General features: G+C 30.3%; 21 protein-coding genes. 19 read left to right on the forward strand and 2 right to left on the reverse strand.

From position 1 onward, the window contains the following. Positions 1–34: 34 nt before the first annotated feature. From kduI to KPL54_RS18135, 19 genes are all read left to right on the forward strand, one after another. Positions 35–865, forward strand: coding sequence for a 5-dehydro-4-deoxy-D-glucuronate isomerase (kduI, locus tag KPL54_RS18045; protein ID WP_152751299.1), 831 nt, complete (start codon positions 35–37; stop codon positions 863–865). Between the two features lie 172 nt (positions 866–1,037). Beyond that, the gene (locus KPL54_RS18050) at positions 1,038–2,549 is read left to right on the forward strand and encodes a sensor histidine kinase (protein ID WP_216107882.1); all 1,512 of its coding nucleotides are present in this window, start codon (positions 1,038–1,040) and stop codon (positions 2,547–2,549) included. After that, complete coding sequence (locus KPL54_RS18055) at positions 2,527–4,086, forward strand: response regulator (RefSeq protein ID WP_216107883.1); 1,560 nt, start codon at positions 2,527–2,529, stop codon at positions 4,084–4,086. The genes KPL54_RS18050 and KPL54_RS18055 overlap by 23 nt, the downstream gene beginning before the upstream one ends. A 148-nt stretch (positions 4,087–4,234) precedes the next feature. After that, positions 4,235–4,558 carry a cupin domain-containing protein gene (locus KPL54_RS18060; protein ID WP_216107884.1) on the forward strand — a complete coding sequence of 108 codons (324 nt, stop codon included), beginning with the start codon at positions 4,235–4,237 and terminating at the stop codon, positions 4,556–4,558. Positions 4,559–4,728: 170 nt separating this feature from the next. After that, positions 4,729–5,760 carry a TRAP transporter substrate-binding protein gene (locus tag KPL54_RS18065; protein WP_216107885.1) on the forward strand — a complete coding sequence of 344 codons (1,032 nt, stop codon included), beginning with the start codon at positions 4,729–4,731 and terminating at the stop codon, positions 5,758–5,760. A 93-nt stretch (positions 5,761–5,853) separates the two neighbouring features. Then, entirely contained in the window at positions 5,854–6,333 is a 480-nt protein-coding gene (locus tag KPL54_RS18070; protein ID WP_216107886.1) for a TRAP transporter small permease, read from the forward strand. Between the two features lie 15 nt (positions 6,334–6,348). Then, on the forward strand, positions 6,349–7,641 hold the full coding sequence (locus KPL54_RS18075; RefSeq protein WP_216107887.1) for a TRAP transporter large permease: 1,293 nt from the start codon (positions 6,349–6,351) through the stop codon (positions 7,639–7,641). Positions 7,642–7,867: 226 nt separating this feature from the next. Beyond that, on the forward strand, positions 7,868–8,860 hold the full coding sequence (locus KPL54_RS18080) for an NADH:flavin oxidoreductase (protein ID WP_216107888.1): 993 nt from the start codon (positions 7,868–7,870) through the stop codon (positions 8,858–8,860). Between the two features lie 165 nt (positions 8,861–9,025). Further along, entirely contained in the window at positions 9,026–9,328 is a 303-nt protein-coding gene (locus KPL54_RS18085; protein WP_071612078.1) for a hypothetical protein, read from the forward strand. A 218-nt stretch (positions 9,329–9,546) separates the two neighbouring features. Next, positions 9,547–12,159 (forward strand): ATP-dependent chaperone ClpB, encoded by a 2,613-nt coding sequence (clpB, locus tag KPL54_RS18090; protein WP_216107889.1) that lies wholly within the window; start codon positions 9,547–9,549, stop codon positions 12,157–12,159. A gap of 127 nt (positions 12,160–12,286) precedes the next feature. Further along, positions 12,287–13,180: an N-acetylneuraminate lyase gene (locus tag KPL54_RS18095; protein WP_216107890.1), complete on the forward strand. Its 894-nt coding sequence runs from the start codon at positions 12,287–12,289 to the stop codon at positions 13,178–13,180. Positions 13,181–13,473: 293 nt separating this feature from the next. Further along, the gene (locus tag KPL54_RS18100; protein ID WP_216107891.1) at positions 13,474–14,028 is read left to right on the forward strand and encodes a biotin transporter BioY; all 555 of its coding nucleotides are present in this window, start codon (positions 13,474–13,476) and stop codon (positions 14,026–14,028) included. Between the two features lie 89 nt (positions 14,029–14,117). Then, a complete protein-coding gene (bioD, locus tag KPL54_RS18105; protein ID WP_216107892.1) occupies positions 14,118–14,843 on the forward strand; it encodes a dethiobiotin synthase in 726 nt (241 codons plus the stop codon). Positions 14,844–14,864: 21 nt separating this feature from the next. Beyond that, positions 14,865–16,238 (forward strand): adenosylmethionine--8-amino-7-oxononanoate transaminase, encoded by a 1,374-nt coding sequence (bioA, locus tag KPL54_RS18110; protein ID WP_216107893.1) that lies wholly within the window; start codon positions 14,865–14,867, stop codon positions 16,236–16,238. A gap of 168 nt (positions 16,239–16,406) precedes the next feature. Continuing rightward, entirely contained in the window at positions 16,407–17,234 is an 828-nt protein-coding gene (locus tag KPL54_RS18115) for a Cof-type HAD-IIB family hydrolase (RefSeq protein ID WP_216107894.1), read from the forward strand. Positions 17,235–17,422: 188 nt separating this feature from the next. Next, positions 17,423–18,841, forward strand: a complete 1,419-nt coding sequence (gene gndA / locus KPL54_RS18120; RefSeq protein WP_216107895.1) for an NADP-dependent phosphogluconate dehydrogenase — start codon at positions 17,423–17,425, stop codon at positions 18,839–18,841. Between the two features lie 213 nt (positions 18,842–19,054). Next, positions 19,055–19,381 (forward strand): GntR family transcriptional regulator, encoded by a 327-nt coding sequence (locus KPL54_RS18125; protein WP_216107949.1) that lies wholly within the window; start codon positions 19,055–19,057, stop codon positions 19,379–19,381. 1 nt (position 19,382) lies between these two features. Next, positions 19,383–20,258, forward strand: coding sequence for an ATP-binding cassette domain-containing protein (locus KPL54_RS18130; protein WP_216107896.1), 876 nt, complete (start codon positions 19,383–19,385; stop codon positions 20,256–20,258). After that, the gene (locus tag KPL54_RS18135) at positions 20,258–20,995 is read left to right on the forward strand and encodes a hypothetical protein (protein WP_216107897.1); all 738 of its coding nucleotides are present in this window, start codon (positions 20,258–20,260) and stop codon (positions 20,993–20,995) included. Before KPL54_RS18130 ends, KPL54_RS18135 begins: the two co-directional genes overlap by 1 nt. 56 nt (positions 20,996–21,051) lie before the next feature. On the opposite strand, the gene KPL54_RS18140 is transcribed toward KPL54_RS18135, so the two are convergent. Together KPL54_RS18140 and KPL54_RS18145 are read right to left on the reverse strand one after the other, a co-directional pair. Beyond that, a complete protein-coding gene (locus KPL54_RS18140) occupies positions 21,052–21,822 on the reverse strand; it encodes an ABC transporter permease (RefSeq protein ID WP_216107898.1) in 771 nt (256 codons plus the stop codon). Between the two features lie 2 nt (positions 21,823–21,824). After that, a complete protein-coding gene (locus KPL54_RS18145) occupies positions 21,825–22,454 on the reverse strand; it encodes an ABC transporter ATP-binding protein (protein ID WP_216107899.1) in 630 nt (209 codons plus the stop codon). Between the last annotated feature and the right edge of the window lie 8 nt (positions 22,455–22,462).

Consider the following 22,462-nt stretch of genomic DNA (forward strand, 5'->3'; position numbering starts at 1 on the left):
TAAAAATATAAAATTAATATTAGGAGGAATTGTAATGGAAATTAGATATGCAAGTCATGATGAAGATGCAAAAAGTTATGATACTACGCAATTAAGGAAACATTTTTTAATCGAGGATTTGTTTGTGCCGGGTGAAATAAAGATGGTTTATAGCCATATTGATAGAATAATAGTAGCTGGTATAGTGCCAACAAATAAGGCTCTTGTTTTAGAAGGAAGTAAAGCTTTAGGTTGTGATTATTTTCTTCAAAGACGTGAACTTGGAGTAATTAATATCGGTGGAGCTGGAACAGTTACTTTAGATGGTGAAAAACATGAACTAGGAGCTAGAGATGGACTTTATGTTGGTCTAGGAATTAAAGAAATTAGTTTTACAAGTGTCGATGCTAAAAATCCAGCTAAATTTTATATGAATAGTGCCACAGCACATAAAAACTATCCTACAGTAGAAATTAGTTTAGAAAAGGCTAATAAAGTCCAAGCTGGCAGTGATGAAGAATGTAATAAAAGAGTAATAAACCAATATGTTCATCCAGCAGTTTGCAAAAGCTGTCAATTAGTTATGGGAATGACAATACTTAATCCAGGTAGTGTATGGAATACAATGCCTTGTCATACTCATGATAGACGTATGGAAGTATATTTATATTTCGATATGGATGCAGATAATGTTGTGTTCCATCTCATGGGAACTCCACAAGAGACTAGACATATTGTTATGAAAAATGAACAAGCAGTTATATCTCCAAGCTGGTCTATACACTCAGGTGTTGGAACAAAAAATTATACTTTCATTTGGGGTATGGTTGGAGAAAATCAGGAATTTACAGATATGGATGCAGTTTTAACTAAAGATATAAAATAATTTAACAATAAATATCAAAAGTGATACATTGAATTTAAATTCATATGTATCGCTTTTTTTATTATAAGAATTATTAGACTGTATAAGAATTAGATAGTATAATAAAAGTATTATTATGTAACATTTTATACCTTATACATAAAAATTATTAGTTGTTTTAAAGGAGCTTAAAATGAAATTAAATGGGGTAACTAGTGAAAGGTCAATAGGAGGAAAAGTTTTTAATAATTTTATACTTATTATATTACTAATGAGCATTGGTTTCATTTTTTCTTTGTATGAAAAAAAAATAACTTCTAAGAATTACGATGATTATACAAATATAAATATTAAATTAAGCACACTTTCACTAGAATTTAGTAATAGTTGGGGTTATTTTGATATGTTTATAAAAACAAAGGATGATAGCAATATTCGAAAATATACTGACTCGAATAATAAAATAAAAAATTTATTGATTGAAATTCAACCCTACATTGAAAAAGATGAAAGCAGCAGCATTTATTTAAGAAATCTAAATAATATGTATGATATTTATAAGACTGAGTCTTATCATTTAATGAGTAAGGTTATAAATTTAGAAAGGTTGGATCCAAGAAGTTATGATAAATTAACTGAAATAAAGACTTTGTTTACTTATATAACTAAACATTCTGAGTCATTACTAGTGTCATATATGCATTATAGTAATAATGAGTATTCTACTTCCGTGCAAAAGTACAATAATACAGAGCGGGGAATTTATACTGCACTAATATTTATTATATTAGTTAGTTTTGCTTTCACTATGATGGTAAGCCGAGATTTGAACAATACGATAGGTAAACTTAGGTCTTATGCGGAACTTTTAACGGAGGCAAAATGGGGGATACCAGATCTTAAAGATCAAAAATATGAAGAGCTAAATAGTCTCGCTAGGGCTTTTGATAAGATGAAATACAGTATTCGCGAATTTATTAAGGAGTTAAATGAAAAAGCTGAAATTGAAAATAATTACCATGCTGAGAAACTTAAAAATACGCAGAAGGACAAATTAATTAAAGAAACACAATTGTCAGCATTGCAATCACAGATGGATCCACATTTTTTATTCAACACTTTAAATACTATTGGTAGAGTAGCAATGTTTGAGGGTGCAGATCAAACAAAGAAACTAATAGAAGCTACTTCAAAAATATTGAGATACAATTTGGACTGTAAGGATAAGATGGTAGAATTAAAGGAAGAAATTCATATGGTTAAAGCCTATGTTATTATACAAGAAACTAGGTTTCAAGATCAAATGAGTTTTATATTTAATATCGACGAGACTTTGGATACTGTTAAAGTACCACCAATGCTTGTACAACCTATTGTTGAGAATGCAATAATCCATGGATTAAGAGAAAAAGATAAGGGTGGAATAATACATATTACGGTAGTAAAGGATAAAAATAATTTTATTTCTATAAGTATTAAGGATAATGGTGTTGGGATGGATAATGAAAAAATTGATATAATACTAAGTGAAGTAAAAAATAAATCAACTGGACTGGGAGTTTTTAATGTAAAAAAAAGGTTAGAACTCTATTTTAATAGGAGTGATTTATTTAAGATAAAAAGTGAAAGAGGAGAAGGCACACAGGTAATGATTTCTATTCCTATTGATGGGGGTGAAGATATTGATAAAAATTTTAATTGCTGAGGATGAGGCTTTAGAAAGAAAGGCTCTTCGATTTCTGCTAGAAAAATACTTTTCACAAAGTATTGAGGTTGTTGGTGAGGTGAATAACGGGAGAGATGCGGTAGATATTTCACTTTTACTAAAACCTCAAATTATATTAATGGATATTCATATGCCAATAATGGAGGGGCTCGAAGCCTGTAGCATTATTAAAGAAAATTATTCGCAAACTGAATTCATAATACTTACCGCTTTTAATTATTTTGATTATGCGAAGAAGGCAATACATATTGGAGTAAGCGATTACTTATTAAAGCCTTTTTCAAATGATGAATTTGTAAATTCGATAAACAAGGTAATTAATAAAATTAACACTAAAAATTTAATAGAAAATAAAAACAATCAATTAAAGGAAACTTATAAGAAAATTTCTCCTTATGTTGAAAAGCAAATGGTTGAAAACATAGCTTATGGGGTTACATTAACTGAGGATCAATTTAATGAATATAGAAATATTTTTGAAATTGATAGTTCAAAGTTTTGTTGTTTAGTATTTAATTTAAATGAAAAAAGATTGTTTGAGGAGAATAGCATTGTTTTAATAAAAAATAGATTAAACATATTATTTCCCAGTATTGTAGGGGGGGTATGTTTAAATGATATTATATTATTTGTTTTTGATGAATCTGTTGGGAGTAAAATCTTAAGTAGAGAATTTAAAAATTTGTTAAATGATATGCACTTGGAGTTTAAAACAAACTATGACATAACGGTATCTATAGGCACTTCTGCTGTTAATGATGGCCTTAATCAATTATATCTCGCTTATAAAGAAGCCAAGAGATGTTCTGAAAACACAGGTTTAGATACAAGGCTCGGTAGTAAATTGCAAACCAATATTAGCACAGTAGACAATGTAAATGAAGTTAATAATATTCTAAGTGGAAAAGTAATAAAGGAAGATTTAAATGGAGCAATAATTGAATTGGATACCATTTTAAGCGATTTATTGAGCATAGATGGTAGCTCTAATCTTGTGGTTTTAAAAAAAAAGATTTTATATATTATGGATAGTGTCATTGAGGATATAAATAAATTCACGGGAAAAGACTTCAAAGATTTTAGTAAGGATAAAATCCTTAAAGAACTTATTAACTTGAAAAAAATTTCAGAATTAAAGAATTGCGTAAGTCTAGTACTAAAAGATCTTATAACTTACATATCGAGCTACAAAAGAAGTAAAAATATTGACGTGGTGGAAAAAGTTAAAGAATATATAGAAAACAATTATATGAATGATGTCAGTTTAGATAATTTAGCTCACTATATATCTATGAGTAGTTTTTATTTGAGTAGAATCTTTTCTAAAGTGGAAGGCACAAATATTAAGGAATATATAATTAAAATTAGAATGGAAAAGGCAAAGAGTATGCTAATAGAAGGAAAGAAATCAGTAAAACAAATTTCCATTGAGGTTGGATACTTAGATCAAAATTATTTTAGTAAAGCATTTAAGAAGTATACTAATATATCACCTAAGGAGTACTGCAATTTATAAGATTAAATTTAAAAATCTCAAATATTAAATTGCATAACTTAAATAAATAAGTTAAGATAATCACAAGTAATTACAATAATTTAAATAGGGAATGGTAAACGATTAATAATTATTATATTCCAAAAATAATAATAAGGAGGAATTGAATATGATAGTAAGAAATGATGATGTTAAACTTGAGGATTTAGGTAAGGGTGTGTCTCGCAAGATACTAGCACAAGTAAGCAATATAATGATGGTTGAGGTGAATTTTACAAAAGGTTCAATTGGAGAAATTCATTCACACGTACATGAGCAAATTAGTTATATTTTAAAAGGAAGCTTTGAGTTAAACATCGATGGTAAAAAGGAAATAGTAAAAACTGGTGATACTTATTATATCAAGCCAAATGCTTTACATGGTGTTTTAGCATTAGAGGATGCAACTATATTAGATGTTTTTACACCTCGTAGAGAAGATTTTCTAAAATAAGTCGAATATAATATATTCCCTCATCATCATGTATTTTTAACATGATGATGAGGGAATTTTTAATATGACAATCGATTACATACAATCGCAAGTTATTCTTCTAGTAAAGGTTTTCATAAAATAGTATTATAGAAATATAAACAAGAAAGATTCTTAGGGGGGCAAAAATAATGAATAAAAAGAAATTTATCGCAATATTTTCATGTCTTGTACTAACTGTAGGTGTACTAGCTGGTTGTGGAAGTAAAACATCAACGGCTACAAAGGATGCTGGCAAAACAGCAACTAAATCAGTTACTTTAAGATTATCAGATAATCAACCAGCAGGATATCCAACAATAATAGGAGATCAAGCATTTGCTAAAGAAGTAGAAGCTAAAACAAATGGCAGAATAAAAATAAAAGTATTTTTAGGTTCACAACTTGGGGATGAAAAAAGTACTATAGAACAACTTCAATTCGGTGGTATTGATGCAATACGTATAGGAGCTGCACCACTAGCTGAGTTTAATAAACAAATAGGCGCTTTAATTCTTCCTTATCTTTATAAGGATAAAGATCAAATGTTTAGAGTTTTAGAAGGACCAGTAGGAGAAAAAATGTTTGCTAGTTTATCAGCAGATAGCAAAATTGTAGGACTTAGTTGGGTAGATTCTGGAGCAAGAAATTTCTATAACACAAAGAAAGATATAAAAACACCAGCTGACTTAAAAGGTTTAAAGATTAGAGTACAAGAAAGTAAACCTATGATGGATATGGTTAAGGCATTAGGTGCATCTTCTACTCCAATGGCTTATGGTGATGTATATAGTGCATTACAAACTGGCGTAGTTGATGGAGCAGAAAACAATTGGCCAAGTTATTTATCATCTAATCATTATCAAGTAGCAAAACATATCACTATTGATGAACATACAAGAGTTCCAGAAATGATAGCATTTAGTAAAATATCATGGGACAAAATATCAGCAGATGATCAAAAAATAGTAAAAGCAGCAGCTATAGTTGGTGCAAATGTAGAACGAGTTGAATGGCTTAAACAGTCTGATGCAGCTCAAGCTGCAATAGTTAAAAAGGGTGGAGTTACAATTACTAAACTAACTTCTGATGAACAATCATTATTCCAAAAAGCAGTTAAACCTATGTATGCTGCACATCCAGAATGGAAAGAAACAATTGATGCAATACTTGCAACAAAATAATTAAGGTTTAATAATAGGAATCTGTTTTATGGAATATTTTATATAGATAAAGCAGGTTCCTTCACTTTATAAAAATAAAGGAGTGAAATAGAATTGAATATATTTAAGAAGGTATTAAATAAAATAGACAAGGCTATAGAATATATATGTATGGCAACATTAGTAATTTTAGTTTGTATAGTTTTCTATCAAGTATTTACCAGATATATACTTGGATTTACCCCTCGTTGGTCCGAGGAAACAGCTGTAATATTAATGATATGGTTAGGATTTATTACGACTGCAATTGGAGTTAAAGAAGGTACACATTTGAGCATTAGTGCTTTAGTTAACTTATTTCCTAAAATAGCACAAAAGGTAATATTTTATTTTGATGAATTAGCTGTAATGCTTTTCGGAATAATTCTATTTATTTATGGTAAGGACTTAACTATGAGTACGATGGGTTCTACACTTCCAGCAACACAACTTCCTTCAGGTGTTTTATATGCAGTGTTACCTGTTGCAGGAATTATGATTGTCTTTTATACAATAATAAGGATTTTAAATTTAATAACAGATAAACAAAATTAGATTTGGAGGTAGATTATGGATACTAATACAATAGCGATTATTATTTTACTTGGAGTATTCTTTGGATTACTTCTAGTAAAGGTACCAATCACTTTCTCATTAGGATTGTCAGCGGTTACAACGGCTATATTTTTGCAAATCCCATTAATGTCGATTGTGCAGCAAATAGCAAAAGGAATTAGCTCTTTCTCATTAATTACTATTCCTTTCTTTATACTTGCAGGAGAGATTATGGGGCAAGGAGGTATATCAACTCGGCTTGTTAATTTTTCAAGAGTAATAGTAGGAAGGATAAGAGGTGGACTAGCAATGGTTGATGTTCTTGCTTGTTTATTCTTTGGAGGACTTTCTGGTTCATCAGTAGCAGATACAACATCGATTGGATCTATTATGATTCCTATGATGGAAAAAGAAGGTTATGATAAAGATTTTGCTGTTTGTGTAACGGTAGCATCAGCAACTCAAGGAGTACTTGTACCTCCAAGCCATAATCTAATTCTTTTTTCATTAGCAGCTGGAGGAGTATCAATAAGCAGTTTATTCTTAGCTGGTATTGTACCAGGAATTTTCCTTGGATTATCAGTAATGATATTTAGTTATTTTATGGCTGTAAAAAGAAAATACCCAGTAAGTGCAAAAATACCTTTTAAGAAAAAACTTTATATGTTAAAGGATGGTATTCTTGGATTGTTCACAGCAGTAATTATTATGGGTGGTATTATGACAGGAATTTGTACTGCTACAGAATCAGCAGCTCTCGCAACAGTTTATGCCTTTATCATTACATTCTTTGTATATAAAGATGTACCATTATCTAAAATGGGAGATATACTTAGAAAATCATTAAAAACCATATCAATGGTTATGGGACTTATAGCAGCATCAGCAGCTTTTGGTTGGATGATTGCAATGGTTCAATTGCCAGAGCTTGTAACAAATGCATTAATAGCTGTATCAGACAATAGGGTAGTAATATTTTTACTTATAAATCTTATATTACTTGGACTAGGTATGATAATGGATATGGCTCCATTAATTCTTATTGCTACACCAATATTATTACCAGTAGTAGTGAAGTTTGGTATGGATCCAATCCAGTTTGGAATTATTTTAATGTTAAATCTTGGTATAGGTTTACTTACACCACCAGTTGGTTCAACATTATTCGTAGGTTGTTCTATTGGAAATATATCAATAGAAAAAGTTACAAAAGCATTATTTCCATTCTATGGTGTAATGATTGCTGTACTATTAGTATTAACTTTTGTTCCAGGATTGTCATTAATGCTTCCTCATATGTTTAGTTAAGTTGGTTTTATAGATAAAATATAAATTAAAACTAAATCCCTATAGTTACTTAAGTTTAAGTAACTATAGGGATTATATGTTTTGGAGTATGACCATAATAATTTATAAATATGTGAATGAATTAGTAACTTTATAAGCGTACATAGAATTTAAGAGTGATAAGGATTATACTATAATAAAATAGTATTGATTAATGAAAAATAATAAACTATACGGAGGTTATTCAATGTCATATTTGCTTAAGTCTTTAGAAAATTGTAAGTTAACATTAAACAATAGATTGGTTATGCCACCAATGGCTACGTCGAAATCAGATCAGAATGGAAAGGTAAGTAAAGATATATTAGATTATTATGATGAAAAATCTAGAGGTGGATATATCTCTCTTATTATTATTGAACATAGTTTTATAACACTTGCAGGAAAGGCTAGCGAAAGACAACTTTCTATTGCAGAGGATAGCACAATTGAAAGTCTAAAAGAATTATCTAACATTATTCATAAAAATGGATCTAAAACAGTAATGCAAATTAATCATGCTGGAAGTTCAACAAATAAAGAAATTACAGGGTTTAATCCAGTAGGTCCATCAGCTATTATAAATCCAAATTCAAGTATTGTACCAGATGAACTTTCAATAAAGGAGATTAAAAATATAATCTTAGAATTTAAAGATGCTGCAAGGCGTGTTAAGGAATCTGGATTTGATGGTGTAGAGATTCATTCTGCACATGGATATCTTCTAAACCAATTCTTCTCTCCTTTAACTAACAAGAGAAATGACGAATATGGTGGAGATTTACTAGGTCGAATTAAAATTCATTTAGATATTATTAAAGCAGTACGTGATGTTGTTGGGGATGATTTCCCAATTCTTCTAAGACTCGGTGCTAGCGATAATATGGAGGGCGGTATTACAATCGAAGACAGCAAAATTGCTGCGGTAGCTTTTGAGAAGGCAGGTGTAGATATTCTTGATATTTCCGGAGGCTTTTGTAGATTTATTATTCCAGGTAATACTAGTCAAGGGTATTTTTCACCGTTATCGCAATCTATAAAGGAAGTTGTATCTATTCCAGTTCTACTTACGGGTGGAATTACAAAGGTAGAAGCTGCAGAAAGTCTTTTGCATTCTGGAAAAGCTGATCTTATTGGTGTAGCTAGGGCTATATATAAAGATTCTAATTGGGCCCAAAAGGCTATAAAAAGCTTTGAATAGAAATTTTAAAACAAACAAATTAGTCTCTCGTATATAAATAACGGTTATTTAAGCTAAATTATGGTATAATGTAAGGTGAATAGAAATCGTGCATGTATGGATAAAATAAACGAGAAACTTTTATTTGTATGTTTCCTGGATGCTTAAGAAGGAAGGAAAATAAAGATGATAATGCTTCAGAAAATATATAAACTTTGTGAATGTTTTGAAAAACAAGATAGAAAAACAGGTATTATGAAATTAATAAATAAGGGCTATAGTGAGAGTACCTCAATTAAATATTATAATATATGGAGAAGGCATTATATGGATTCGAATAGTAAAGATCTTATGGTTTCAGGTATTTACATAGAAACTCGCAGAGAAAGAAAACTTCTAGAAGAGTGCACGTTTTTGGAACGTCAAAGATATCTTGAAGCACTAAGTAAAGAGCAACTTATTAAGATAACACAAGCAGTTCTTAAATAATATAAAAGAATATCTATGAAACATTAAAACTATAACAGATAATTCTTAAAATAGACAAAGATATGGTCACTATAGTAACTTAAAGCATCGACCCAGGAGATGATAACATCGACCCAGGAGATGATTAAGTTACTATGGTGATTAATTTATACCTTAAAATATAACGAAAAAATTCTAAAATATGGTAATAGTTTAATAGAAAAGGGAGGATTATATACATGGATGTAGAGAAATTAACAGTAAAGGTTCAACAATCATTAAATGGGGCTCAATCATTAGCGGTAAAAAACAACCATCAACAGGTAGATACGATTCATTTATTTGCAGCACTCATAGCTCAAGAGGATGGACTCATTCCTAATATATTTAGTAAAATGGGAGTGGATATAACTAGTTTAAATAATGAGATTAAAAATGAACTTGGTAAGATGCCAAAAGTTACTGGGAGCGGTGCTGATAGTGGCTCTGTATACGCTACACGAAGACTTGATGAGGTCTTTGTACGCGCTGAAGATGAAGCTAAAAAATTTAAAGATACATTTATAAGTGTTGAGCATGTGATGCTTGGACTTATGGATGTAAAAACTAAAGAGATAGTTGATATATTAAAAAAATTCAATATAACTAAAGATGCTTTTTTAAGTGTGCTCTCTAGCGTTCGTGGAAATCAAAGAGTAGATAATGTTGATCCAGAAGGTACTTATGAGGCATTAGTGAAATATGGATCAAATCTTGTGGAGCAAGCTAAAAAGCATAAATTGGATCCAGTAATTGGACGTGACGAGGAAATTAGGAGGGTTATAAGAATTCTTTCTAGAAGAACTAAAAATAATCCAGTGCTTATAGGAGAACCCGGAGTTGGTAAAACTGCTATAGTTGAGGGACTTGCTCAAAGAATTGTAAAGGGAGATGTACCAGAAGGTCTTAAGAATAAGATAATATTTTCTTTAGACATGGGAGCTCTTATTGCTGGTGCTAAATTTAAAGGTGAGTTTGAAGAAAGACTTAAAGCAGTTCTTAAAGAAGTAGAAACTAGTGAAGGAAAAATAATTTTATTTATAGATGAAATTCATAACATTGTTGGAGCAGGTAAATCAGAGGGTTCTATGGATGCTGGGAACATGATAAAACCATTACTTGCAAGAGGAAGTCTTCATTGTATTGGAGCAACTACTTTTGATGAATACAGAAAGTATCTAGAAAAAGATAAGGCTCTAGAGAGAAGATTTCAACCAGTAACAATAGAGGAACCTACGGTTGAAGATTCTGTATCGATACTTAGAGGTCTTAAAGAAAAATTTGAAATATACCACGGCATAAGGATTCATGATTCTGCGATTGTTGCAGCAGCAAAATTATCAGATAGATATATAACAGCAAGATTTCTACCAGATAAGGCAATTGATCTTATAGATGAAGCTTGTGCAATGATAAGAACTGATATCGATAGTATGCCAACTGAAATGGATATGATTAAACGTAAGGTATTTCAATTAGAAATTGAGAAAAAGGCATTATCTAAAGAAAAGGATGATGCATCAAAGAAAAGACTTATAACACTTGAGAAAGAGTTAAGTAATTTAAAAGATAAAGACAATGAAATGACAGCAAAATATGAAAAAGAAAAATCTAAGATAGTTGAAATTAGAAATTTAAAAGCAGAGTTAGATGTTTCCAGAGGCGATATAGAAAAATCTGAAAGAGAGTATGATTTAAATAAGGTAGCAGAACTTAAATATGGAGTAATTCCAAAGTTAGAAGCCCAGATAAAAGAGAAAGAAGCAGACATTCATCAAAATAATGAAACTGCTATGCTTAAAGAAGAGGTAACAGAAAAGGAAATATCACAGATAGTATCAAAGTGGACGGGTATACCTGTAACAAATCTCGAGGAAGGTGAAAGAGAAAAACTCTTAAGACTCGAAGATGATTTAACAAAAAGAGTAATTGGCCAAAAGGAAGCTGTAACTGCTGTTTCAAATGCAGTAATAAGGGCAAGAGCTGGTATGAAAGATCCTAAAAGACCTATTGGTTCATTCATATTTCTTGGACCTACTGGTGTCGGAAAAACTCAGCTTGCTAAAACACTAGCCGAAATTCTATTTGAGTCGAGTGAGAATATAATAAGAATAGATATGTCAGAGTATATGGAGAAATATTCTGTGTCAAGACTTATAGGAGCTCCACCAGGTTATGTAGGTTACGAGGAGGGTGGTCAGCTTACTGAGGCTGTTAGGCGTAAACCTTATAGCGTAGTATTGTTTGATGAAATAGAAAAAGCTCACGAAGATGTGTTTAATATATTTTTACAGATATTAGACGATGGTAGGCTTACAGATAATCAGGGTAAGATAATTAATTTTAAAAACTGTATAATAATCATGACTTCAAATATTGGAAGCAACTATCTCTTAGAAAATAATGAGAGTGGCGGAATTGAGAAAGGTATTCGTGATAGGGTCATGAACGAGCTCAAGTCTAAATTTAAACCAGAATTTCTAAATAGGTTGGATGATATCATATTATTTAAACCTCTAGAAACAAAGGAAATAGAAGGAATAGTTGATATATTCCTTGCAGATATTCAAAATAGGCTTAAGGATAAGAATATAACTATGAAAGTAACTACAGCTGCTAAAAAGCTTATGGCAGATGAAGGGTATGATCCAGTCTATGGAGCACGTCCACTAAAGAGATATATTGAAAATGTTTTGGAAACTTCTATTTCGAAAAAGATTATTAAGGGAGACATAAATGATGGTTCTGTCATTGGGGTAGATGCTAAAGATGATCAAATTGTTATAGAAAAAATAAGTAATTCAATAAAATAATATCTTAATTACTGTGTAAGTATAAATCAGATAGTATTTTAATTAATATAAGTTAGAAAAAGGGTGTCTTAAATGGCATCCTTTTTGTATAAGTAAAATAAATTGTATATAGGAGGAAGATGATCATATGAATGAGTTGAACATAGATATGAAAGGGATATTTGCGGCATCAGTGACTCCATTTGATAAGGAAAATAAAATAAATGATAAGGTTTTACTTAAACTTATGGAAAGAAATATGAAGGAGGGTGTTACAGGTTTTTTTATTGGTGGGAGTTCTGCAGAGTGTTTCCTTTTATCAAGAGATGAAAGGATGCGATTATTTGAAATTGCAGCCGAGAATAAAAATAAAACAAAGCTAATTGCACATGTAGGAGCAGTAAGTACAGATGAGGCAATAAAGTATGGTTTAAGGGCAAAAGAACTAGGATATAATGCAATTGCAGCGACTGCTCCTTATTATTACAAATTTTCTCCAAAGGAAATTGCACAGTATTATTATGACATTTATGAGAGGGTAGGAATGCCTATTATAGTTTATAACTTCCCAGGAAATACTGGTGTGGAGTTTGATCTTAAAAATAAGGATTTTAAGGAATTATTTAAAAGTCCTGCAATCGCAGGAGTAAAACATACGTCTCTTAATTTGTATCAACTTGAGAGAATAAAAAATCTGAAAAATTCTCTTTATATGTATAATGGGTTTGATGAAATTTTGCTGGCGGGTATTGCTATGGGTGCGGATGGAGCAATAGGAAGTACATTTAATTTTATGTATACACATTATAAAAAAATAAAAGAAGCCTTTGAATCATTAAATTATGAGGAGGCAAGAGCCCTTCAAGTTAAAGCAAATAATATAATGGAAGCACTGTGTAGTGTGGGATTAATACCAGCAATAAAGTATATTCTTACTCTACGTGGAATTGATGCTGGAGTTTCAAGAAAACCATTTTCTGAGCTTGACAGCGCACAAAAGAAATACATCGAAGAAATACTTGAATTGAACCTTGTTTGCTAATTAAAAGTAAAGTGGTGCATTATATATGATAAAGGTAATTGCAATAAACTAATAGGATTGGACAGTGAATATTGGAAATATAAAGGTTGGAATTTTCATGCATATTATTTTAAATGTAGAATAAATATTTTTAAGGGTTTAACAGCAACGGTTTTTTTAAAATTTCTAAATAAGGTTTCTAAACAAATTTTAAATAGCTCTCAATTGTAAACTAAAACAATAAAATTAGTTTACAATTGAGAGCTATTGCTTTATTATATAGTATATACCAATTGTATTGAGGAGGAATATACATGAAAAACACTAGAAATATAATTTTAGTAGCTATGTTTGCAGCATTAACAGCAATTGGAGCTTTCATTAAGGTGCCAATACCGTATGTACCTTTTACACTTCAATATCTGTTTTGTGCTTTGGCTGGACTAATTTTAGGCTCAAAATTAGGTGCATTGTCACAAATAGTTTATGTGGCTGTTGGACTTTCTGGTGTGCCTGTATTTACTGAAGGTGGCGGTATAGGTTACATATTTAAACCTACATTTGGATACCTTATCGGGTTCATAGTGGCAGCTTATGTTATAGGTAAAATAAGAGAGAAAGTATTGGAATTAAATTTTGTTAAGACAATATTTACTCTACTTTCAGGTCTGTTTTTTGTATATTTATTTGGAGTAATATATTTATACATTAGTTATAATTTATATCTCGGAAAGAATATTTCTTTTTATTTTGCATTTTTTTATGGCTTTGTGATTTGCATAGCTGGAGATTTGGTACTAACAGTATTTGCAGCATATATTTCAATAAAACTATTACCTGTATTAAGAAAAAGTGGATACATCGAATAAAATAATTACAAGAGAGGGGTATTGTATGAGAGTATTTATTAAGAATATGGAGAAAAAGGTAAACGAGTTAAATTTGGAGGTTAGAAAAAATGTCTAAGGGAGTATTTATAGTTGGAACAGATACTGATGTGGGAAAAACTATTGTAACTGCTGGAATTATGCATGTTCTGCGAAGTAATGGATATAATGCTACTTATTTTAAGGCAGCACTTAGTGGGGCTATTGAAGAAGGGGATGAACTTATTCCAGGTGATACTAAGCTTGCTTGTGATGTGAGTAATTTGGAAGAAGTTTATGAAAATATAACGCCTTATGTTTATAAGAATGCAGTATCCCCTCATCTTGCAGCTAAAATCGAGAATAAGCCTATCCAAATAGACTTAATAAGACAAAAATACAATTATTTAAAGGATAAATATGATTATGTTATCGCAGAAGGTAGTGGAGGAATAGTATGTCCATTGATAGATGATGAAAGAGGAATATATACTCTTGAAAATCTTATAAAGGATTTAAATATGAGTGTTGTTATTGTGGCAAGAGCTGGTGTGGGAACAATTAACCATACAGTACTTACCGTAGAATATATAAAATCATTAGGGATTAATATCAAAGGAATTATAATAAATAATTATATAGATAATATTCTCTGTAATGATAATATTCAAATGATAGAAAAGCTTACTAAAGTGCCTGTTATAGGTAAGCTTAAATATATTGTAAATCTAAATGAGAACATGATGCGAGCTATAAGAATTAATGCAGAAAAGGCTTTTAGTATTAAGACTTTAGAAGGATGCATGGATCAATTATAAAGTGAAGGGTGAGGTAAATAAATGAATAGTTATGTAGAAAAGGATTTGAAATATATATGGCATCCATGTTCACAAATGAAGGATTATGAGGAACTTAATCCAATAGTTATTGAAAAAGGTGAAGGGGTTTGGCTTTATGATATTGATGGAAAAAGATATTTAGATTGTATATCATCTTGGTGGACAAACACTCTAGGACATAGCAATAAGAGAATTAACGAGGCTATAAAAAAGCAGATAGATAATATTGAACATGTTATATTTGCAAATTTCTCAAACAAGCCTGCTATAGAACTTGCGGAAAAGCTTGTTGAGATAACACCAGACAAGCTTAAAAAAGTGTTCTTTTCTGATAATGGATCCTCAGCGGTAGAAATAGCTTTAAAGATGAGTTTTCACTATAACATGCAAAAAGGAAATACTAAAAAGAAAAGGTTTGTAGCACTAAGCGATGCATATCATGGAGAGACATTAGGTGCGTTGTCTGTTTGTGATATTGATGAGTTTAATGAAGTATACAAGCCTCTACTTTTAGATACATTTAGAGTACAAGGACCAGATTGTTATAGGTGTAAATACGGTTTTAATAGGGAGAGTTGTAATGCAGAGTGTTTTGAGGAGATGGAAAAGTGCTTAACTCAAAATCATATTGATATAAGTGCAGTAATAGTTGAACCTATGGTTCAAGGTGCTGCAGGTATGAAGATTTATTCACCAATTTATTTAAAGAAGCTCCGATACTTTTGTGATATATATGATATACACCTTATTGCAGACGAAATTGCAATGGGCTTTGGTAGAACTGGAAAAATGTTTGCTTGTAACCATGCTGATATAAGTCCAGACTTTATGTGTCTCTCAAAAGGGATTTCGGCTGGATATATGCCTATGTCAGTAGTTATGACTACAGATGATATTTATGATTGCTTTTATGGAGATTATAAAGAGCGAAAAACATTTATACATAGTCATACTTATTCAGGAAATGCTATGGGGTGTGCAATAGCGCTCGAGAACTTAAAGATATTTGAGGAAGACAATATTATAAAAAATAACGTAGAAAAAGGTGAGCTTATAAAAAAACTTACGCTAGAAAAGGCAGAAACTTTAAAACATGTAGGTGAGGTAAGAAGTATAGGGATGATAACAGCTATTGAAATAGTGAAAAATAGGGAGACAAAAGAAAGTTATCCCTTTGAAATGAGAGTAGGATATGAGATTTACAAGATTGCTCTTAAAAAGGGACTAGTACTAAGGCCAATAGGAAATGTACTTTATTTTATTCCACCGTATATTATAAATAATAATGAGATAGAATTTATGGTGAATACTTGTTTTGAAAGTATAGCCGAATATTATCAGAGAGAGTGTGAGAAGGAACAGGAGATGTGGTGAGTGAATATATAGATATTTAGATTTCTTTAAAATATTACAAAGAAATCTGTGGAATTTATGAATATTAAAAAGTTAATGTTGAAATTAAACCTATAAAGGTAGATAATTAGATATAATATGATTTTTATATCATTTAAATATTAGCAAGTACTAAAGGAGAAAGTATATATGATTAAATACAAATGGTGTGTATGCGATATGGATGGAACATTATTAAATTCAGATAATGTTATTTCAAAGGATAATGAAGTAGCACTAAAAAAACTCCAAAATATGGGGGTAGAAGTAATTATTGCATCTGGAAGACTAGATCTTATGGTAAAGACTTATATAAAGCAGTTAAATTTAAAAGGACCTGTTATATCTTGTAATGGTGGACTAGTTAGGAATATTGAAACAGGCGAAGTTCTCTATTCGAAGGTAATGGATAAAATTGCTGTAAAAGACGTTACAACTTACTGTAATAATAATGAAATAGAGTTTATTATATACACTGCTGATTTAGTATATTCTACTAAAAATAATTCAGTAGGTAAAAGGTATGCGGATCGTAATAGGGTTTTATTGCAAGATGAACAAATACCTATAAAATATATAGATGATAAGGTAATGGCAAAAATTAATGATATAGATGCTTTTAAAGTTTTGTTAGTTTGTGAAAAACATGAGGACATTATATTACTACAAAAGCATTTTTCAAAATATGATAATCTTACAGTAGTAAGTTCTGCAACAGGGCTTTTAGATATTATGGCATCAGATATTTCTAAGGGAAATGCTTTGGAAATATTGTCAAAAAAATTAAATGTAAGCTTAGATGAAATTATTGTTTTTGGAGATAATTACAATGATATTGAAATGTTTAAATGTGCGGGTATGTCTATAGCTATGGAAAATGCAGTAGAGGATGTAAAACTTCAGGCAAAATACATAACTAAGTCTAATAATGAGTCTGGAATAGCTTATGCTATAAACAATTACATATTAAAAGAATAAATTAAGATAATAATAGTAACAAAAATAAACGCATTGTACTTAAAGGGTACAATAGCGTTTTTATTTATGTAGTTTATTATTATATGGTATATTATATTATAATAGAAGTTGAATAACATATGGCATATATTAGTATAATATATACTATGATTCGAGCAGAGTAATTTTTTTAATAGGAGGAGTTTTATATGAAAAAACAACAATTTGGAGTTATTGGTATAGCTGTCATGGGCAAAAACCTGGCATTAAATGTTGAGAGCAGAGGAATATCTGTTTGTGTATATTCAAGGAATAGAACTACCATAGATGAATTTCTAATAGAGGCAAAAGGGAAAAATATAAAGGGTGCATATTCTATTGAGGAATTCGTAAATTCTTTAGAAACTCCAAGAAAAATATTAATTATGATTAAAGCAGGATTACCTGTTGATGAAACTATAGATAAATTAATACCTTATATATCAAAGGGTGATATATTAATTGATGGCGGTAATTCGTATTTTATGGATACAATACGTAGGAGCAAAAAACTTGAAGAGTTAGGGTTTAAATTTATAGGAACCGGAGTTTCAGGTGGAGAGGAAGGAGCTTTAAAAGGACCAGCAATTATGCCTGGGGGAGAACTTGATGCTTATAAAATAGTTGAACCTATCTTCACGGCTATATCTGCAAAGGTAGATGGAGAAGCTTGCTGCACTTATATTGGAACAAATGGGGCAGGACATTATGTGAAAATGGTTCACAATGGTATAGAATATGGGGATATGCAACTTATTTGTGAGGCTTATGCACTCCTAAAAGGGGTAGCAGGGCTAACAAACGATGAAATTCATGACGTTTTTGAGCAGTGGAACAAAGGGGAACTTAATAGCTATCTAATAGAAATAACTAGTGAAATATTTGTACAAAAGGATAATGAGACTGGGGAGTATATTGTTGATATTATTCTTGATAAAGCAGGGCAGAAGGGAACAGGAAAATGGACTAGCCAAAGTGCTTTGGATCTTGCAGTTCCTATACCTTCAATAACAGAGGCAGTTTTTGCACGCTGCATGTCATCATTAAAAGATGAAAGAATTTATGCAAGTAGTCTTTTAAAAGGACCGGATATTAAATTTAAAGGGGATAAAAAAGATTTTATAGAAGCTGTAAGAAGGGCCCTTTATACAAGTAAAATATGTTCATATGCGCAAGGATTTGCACTTATGAGGGTTGCATCAAAAGAGTATAATTGGGATCTTAAATATGGGGAAATAGCTAAAATATTTAGAGGGGGTTGTATAATTCGTGCGCAATTCCTTAACAAGATAAATGAAGCATATGAAAATGATGAAAATCTTAACAACTTAATGTTAGATTCATATTTTAAGAATATCATTAATAGTTATCAAAGGGACTTAAGATATGTAATATCAACAGCAGTAAATTTGGGAGTACCAGTACCATCATTTTCAAGTGCCTTAACATACTATGACAGTTATAGAAGTGCAAATCTTCCAGCAAACTTGCTTCAGGCGCAGAGAGATTATTTTGGAGCTCATACATTTGAAAGAGTAGATAAGGAAGGAACGTTTCATCATGAATGGGTAAGCGAAACAAAGAAATAGTAAAATTTATAAAATGAATGAACATATTAAGAGATAAGGTGTTCTAGAAAAAGATAAAGGTCAGTTTGAATATTAAACTGCTTTTTATCTTTTTTTATTTTATACATCTATTGACAATAAAGTTAATTGGTTATATAGTTAATTACATAAGTAACTAACCAATTGGGTTGTGGAGGTGTTAATTTGGATTTTAATAATGATGTACCTATATATATGCAGATTGCTCAAAATATTGAAGATAAAGTTCTTAAAGGGATTTTCCAGGAAGAAACTGCAATTCCATCTACAACAGAAATATCTGTTAAGTATAAGATAAATCCCGCTACAGTAGCTAAAGGATTTAATTTACTTGTAGATGAGGGAATTATATATAAAAAGCGGGGTGTAGGTATGTTTGTTGTAACTGGTAGCAAAGTAAAATTAATGGGCATAAGAAAAGAAAAATTTTATGAAAATTATATAGTTTCTTTAATAGAAGAAGCAAAGAAATTAAATATTTCAAGTAGTGATATCATTAAAATGATTGAAGGGGGGATTTAATGTGGGTACAATAAAGCTTTTAAATGTAAGTAAAAGATATGGGGATACTTTTGCATTAGATAATATATCATTAACTATAGAAGAAAACAAAATATATGGACTGCTCGGAAGAAATGGAGCTGGAAAGACAACTCTTTTAAATATTATAAATAATAGGATTTTTTCAGATAAAGGTGTCATTTCTATAGATGGTAAAACTTTATCAAATGATAAAAATGCCTTAGGTAATATATATTTTATGACAGAACAAAATTTGTATCCACAAGCTATGAAAGTAAAGGAGCTATTTAAGTGGAGCAAAGAATTTTATCCGAAGTTTGATATGGTATATGCATTAGAACTTTCTAAAAAGTTCGAATTAAATATAAATAAAAGGGTTAAGGAATTATCAACGGGGTACGCCTCTATTTGCAAAATTATAAATACAATGGCATCAGGCGCAGAAATCTTAATGTTCGATGAGCCAGTTCTGGGATTAGATGCTAATCACAGAGAACTGTTTTATAAAGAACTTATGGAAGGTTATATAGAGAAGCCTAAAACTATTATATTATCTACTCATATTATAGAAGAAGTATCACAATTAATAGAAAGGGTAATTGTTCTTAAGGATGGAAAAATAATTAATGATGAAAATGTTGAAGAATTACTAACTAAATGCTACAACGTATCTGGATTAAATAAGAATATAGATGAGTATATTCGCGGTAAAAATTGTTTAAGTGTAGATGAAATGGCATCTTTTAAATCAGCAGTTATAATGGGGAATAATGTTGGGATAGAAAAGGAAGAAATAAAAAAATTAGGTCTAGAAGTTTCAAAGGTTGAACTCCAAAAACTATTTATAGATTTGACGAATAAGGGGGAGATGAAATAATGACAAGTTACAAACTTGCTAAATATAATATTAAAAGCAGCCTAAAATCGATAATAATTTATTACTGTATTTTTATAGGTGCATTAACAGGCAAAAAAATGATGAGTCAATATTCAGGAGTAAGTAGTTCTACATCTGGATTAGAAATTTTATCTGTAGTTCTTTTATTTGTGTTAGGGTTAAACTTTTTTAGAGAAAATTTTTATTTTACTCAAGCGAATAATATTCTTAGGAGAGATTATTTTAAAGCAACAGCAATGGCTATTTTAGCAATAGGAATTACTATGTCCATATTAGATGTCGCAATAAATAGGATGTATAATACATTCATGGAAAATTACATGATGTATGATATAATTTATAGCAAAGTTTCTAGGTCATCTACATCCGAAGTATGGATACAAAGCAATAGTATACAAACACTATTTAGGACAGTTACATTTTTATTTGCTTTTTACATTGCAGCATTTGGAGTAGGACTATTAACGACTATGATATATTATAAGTGTAATAAAACAATGAAAGTTTTAGTGTCATTAATTCCTATAGCTGTATATGGAATAGTTTCACGCAATGATTTTGAGTTGGGAGAAAAGATAAAAGATTTTATTGGTGATTTACTGGGGATAGAAATAAGAAACTCTTATATGGCTGTAATAACATTTATATGTTTATTCATAATAACAATGTGTTTTGTTTATATGATTGTGAGAAGAGCTGTGGTCAAAAAAGCTTAGACCAATAAATTATAAAAGCTGTGAAATTAAGTTTCGCAGCTTATACTATATAAGGCTTATATAAATTGTTTTCTATTATTGTATAAAGATTTATAACCTAAGTTTAATGATAGAAAAACGGTTGTACAGACAGAACAACAAATTGCAATCATAATGGCTATTTGGTACATAATTGCTGTAGTAGGTAATGTACCAGAGAGCATTTGTCCAGTCATCATTCCAGGTAAAAAGATTATACCCATTCCAAGCATTGAGTTTATTGTAGGAATTAATGCTGTTTCGAAAGCATTATTAGCAAATGGCTTCAATATATTTTTTGGTTCCACACCTAAATTTAGTAAAGTATTAATTTTATTCTTTTCTTTGCTTATATCATCCATGAAGGTTTTTATCGCAATATTTACTCCAGTCATAGCGTTACCAATAATCATACCCGCGAGTGGTATAGTGTATTGGGGGTTAAATATGGATTTACCAACAACTACTGTGACAAAGAAGAGTAAAACAAAAAGTCCAGAAAAAGCTAAAGAAACCCCAATTGCAATTTTAAAATTATTGTTTAAGTCTTTTCTGCTTTTAATTACTCGATGTATAGAAAATGTTATCATAATTATTAAAAAAATTACAGTAAATAAGGGTTTTGGATTACTAAAGACATATTGAAGTATGTAACCAACAATTATAAGCTGAATCGTCATTCTTAAACTTGCAACTAAAAGAAGTTTTGTTTGAGTAACTTTTGATTTTTTCATAATTAAAAGTACTATAATTAATAGAAGATAAATAAGTAGAAAGTGGGAAATACTTAATTTTACAATGCTTTGCATACTTAAACCTCCTTAATTATTTCAATTTTATTTTGACAAAATTCTTCAACAATAGTTTTATTGTGGCTTACAATTACAATTTCAATATTTTTAGTCTTGCAGAAATTTATTATATTTTTCATTACCCTATGCCCAGTTATTTCATCTAAAGCTGACGTTGGCTCATCTAGCAATATGATTTTTGGACATAATGATAAAAAAATTGATATATAAACTCGTTGACGTTCTCCACCTGAAAGGGTATAGGCTGGTTGGTTAAGAGAAACATTTACGCAACAGAGCTGAGTTATGTAATCTATGTAATCACTGCTTGGCATAGTTTTTTGTCTTAATGAATAAAAAGTTTTGAAATTGTCTATTATGCTCTCGTTAAAAAGAAAAGGCTCTTGGGAAACTAGGCTTACTTCACGGCGTAAATTAATGGGTTCATATGTGTCAATTGAAAGCCCTTTATATAATAATTCACCAGAATCTCCATTAATAGACTGGTTTAATAACTTTAAAAATGTACTTTTCCCAGAGCCGCTTTCCCCAACAATAAAATTAATTTTGCCTTTCTTTATTTTTATATTATTGTAAGTTAGATTGGTATTGTATATAAGGTTACTTGCCTCAAATAATAGTTCATTCATTATAATTC

Source organism: Clostridium estertheticum, from assembly GCF_018861295.1.
In the GTDB taxonomy this organism is placed as follows: Bacteria; Bacillota; Clostridia; order Clostridiales; family Clostridiaceae; genus Clostridium_AD; species Clostridium_AD estertheticum_D.

Bases quoted from the DNA above. Each gene is read 5' to 3' on its own strand.
- KPL54_RS18140 (WP_216107898.1), bottom strand. From the start codon at position 21,822: ATGCAAAGCATTGTAAAATTAAGTATTTCCCACTTTCTACTTATTTAT.
- bioA (WP_216107893.1), top strand. From the start codon at position 14,865: ATGAATAGTTATGTAGAAAAGGATTTGAAATATATATGGCATCCATGT.
- KPL54_RS18125 (WP_216107949.1), top strand. From the start codon at position 19,055: ATGCAGATTGCTCAAAATATTGAAGATAAAGTTCTTAAAGGGATTTTC.
- KPL54_RS18065 (WP_216107885.1), top strand. From the start codon at position 4,729: ATGAATAAAAAGAAATTTATCGCAATATTTTCATGTCTTGTACTAACT.
- KPL54_RS18085 (WP_071612078.1), top strand. From the start codon at position 9,026: ATGATAATGCTTCAGAAAATATATAAACTTTGTGAATGTTTTGAAAAA.
- KPL54_RS18060 (WP_216107884.1), top strand. From the start codon at position 4,235: ATGATAGTAAGAAATGATGATGTTAAACTTGAGGATTTAGGTAAGGGT.
- KPL54_RS18095 (WP_216107890.1), top strand. From the start codon at position 12,287: ATGAATGAGTTGAACATAGATATGAAAGGGATATTTGCGGCATCAGTG.
- KPL54_RS18115 (WP_216107894.1), top strand. From the start codon at position 16,407: ATGATTAAATACAAATGGTGTGTATGCGATATGGATGGAACATTATTA.
- KPL54_RS18075 (WP_216107887.1), top strand. From the start codon at position 6,349: ATGGATACTAATACAATAGCGATTATTATTTTACTTGGAGTATTCTTT.
- clpB (WP_216107889.1), top strand. From the start codon at position 9,547: ATGGATGTAGAGAAATTAACAGTAAAGGTTCAACAATCATTAAATGGG.
- bioD (WP_216107892.1), top strand. From the start codon at position 14,118: ATGTCTAAGGGAGTATTTATAGTTGGAACAGATACTGATGTGGGAAAA.
- KPL54_RS18100 (WP_216107891.1), top strand. From the start codon at position 13,474: ATGAAAAACACTAGAAATATAATTTTAGTAGCTATGTTTGCAGCATTA.
- KPL54_RS18145 (WP_216107899.1), bottom strand. From the start codon at position 22,454: ATGAATGAACTATTATTTGAGGCAAGTAACCTTATATACAATACCAAT.
- gndA (WP_216107895.1), top strand. From the start codon at position 17,423: ATGAAAAAACAACAATTTGGAGTTATTGGTATAGCTGTCATGGGCAAA.
- kduI (WP_152751299.1), top strand. From the start codon at position 35: ATGGAAATTAGATATGCAAGTCATGATGAAGATGCAAAAAGTTATGAT.
- KPL54_RS18050 (WP_216107882.1), top strand. From the start codon at position 1,038: ATGAAATTAAATGGGGTAACTAGTGAAAGGTCAATAGGAGGAAAAGTT.
- KPL54_RS18135 (WP_216107897.1), top strand. From the start codon at position 20,258: ATGACAAGTTACAAACTTGCTAAATATAATATTAAAAGCAGCCTAAAA.
- KPL54_RS18080 (WP_216107888.1), top strand. From the start codon at position 7,868: ATGTCATATTTGCTTAAGTCTTTAGAAAATTGTAAGTTAACATTAAAC.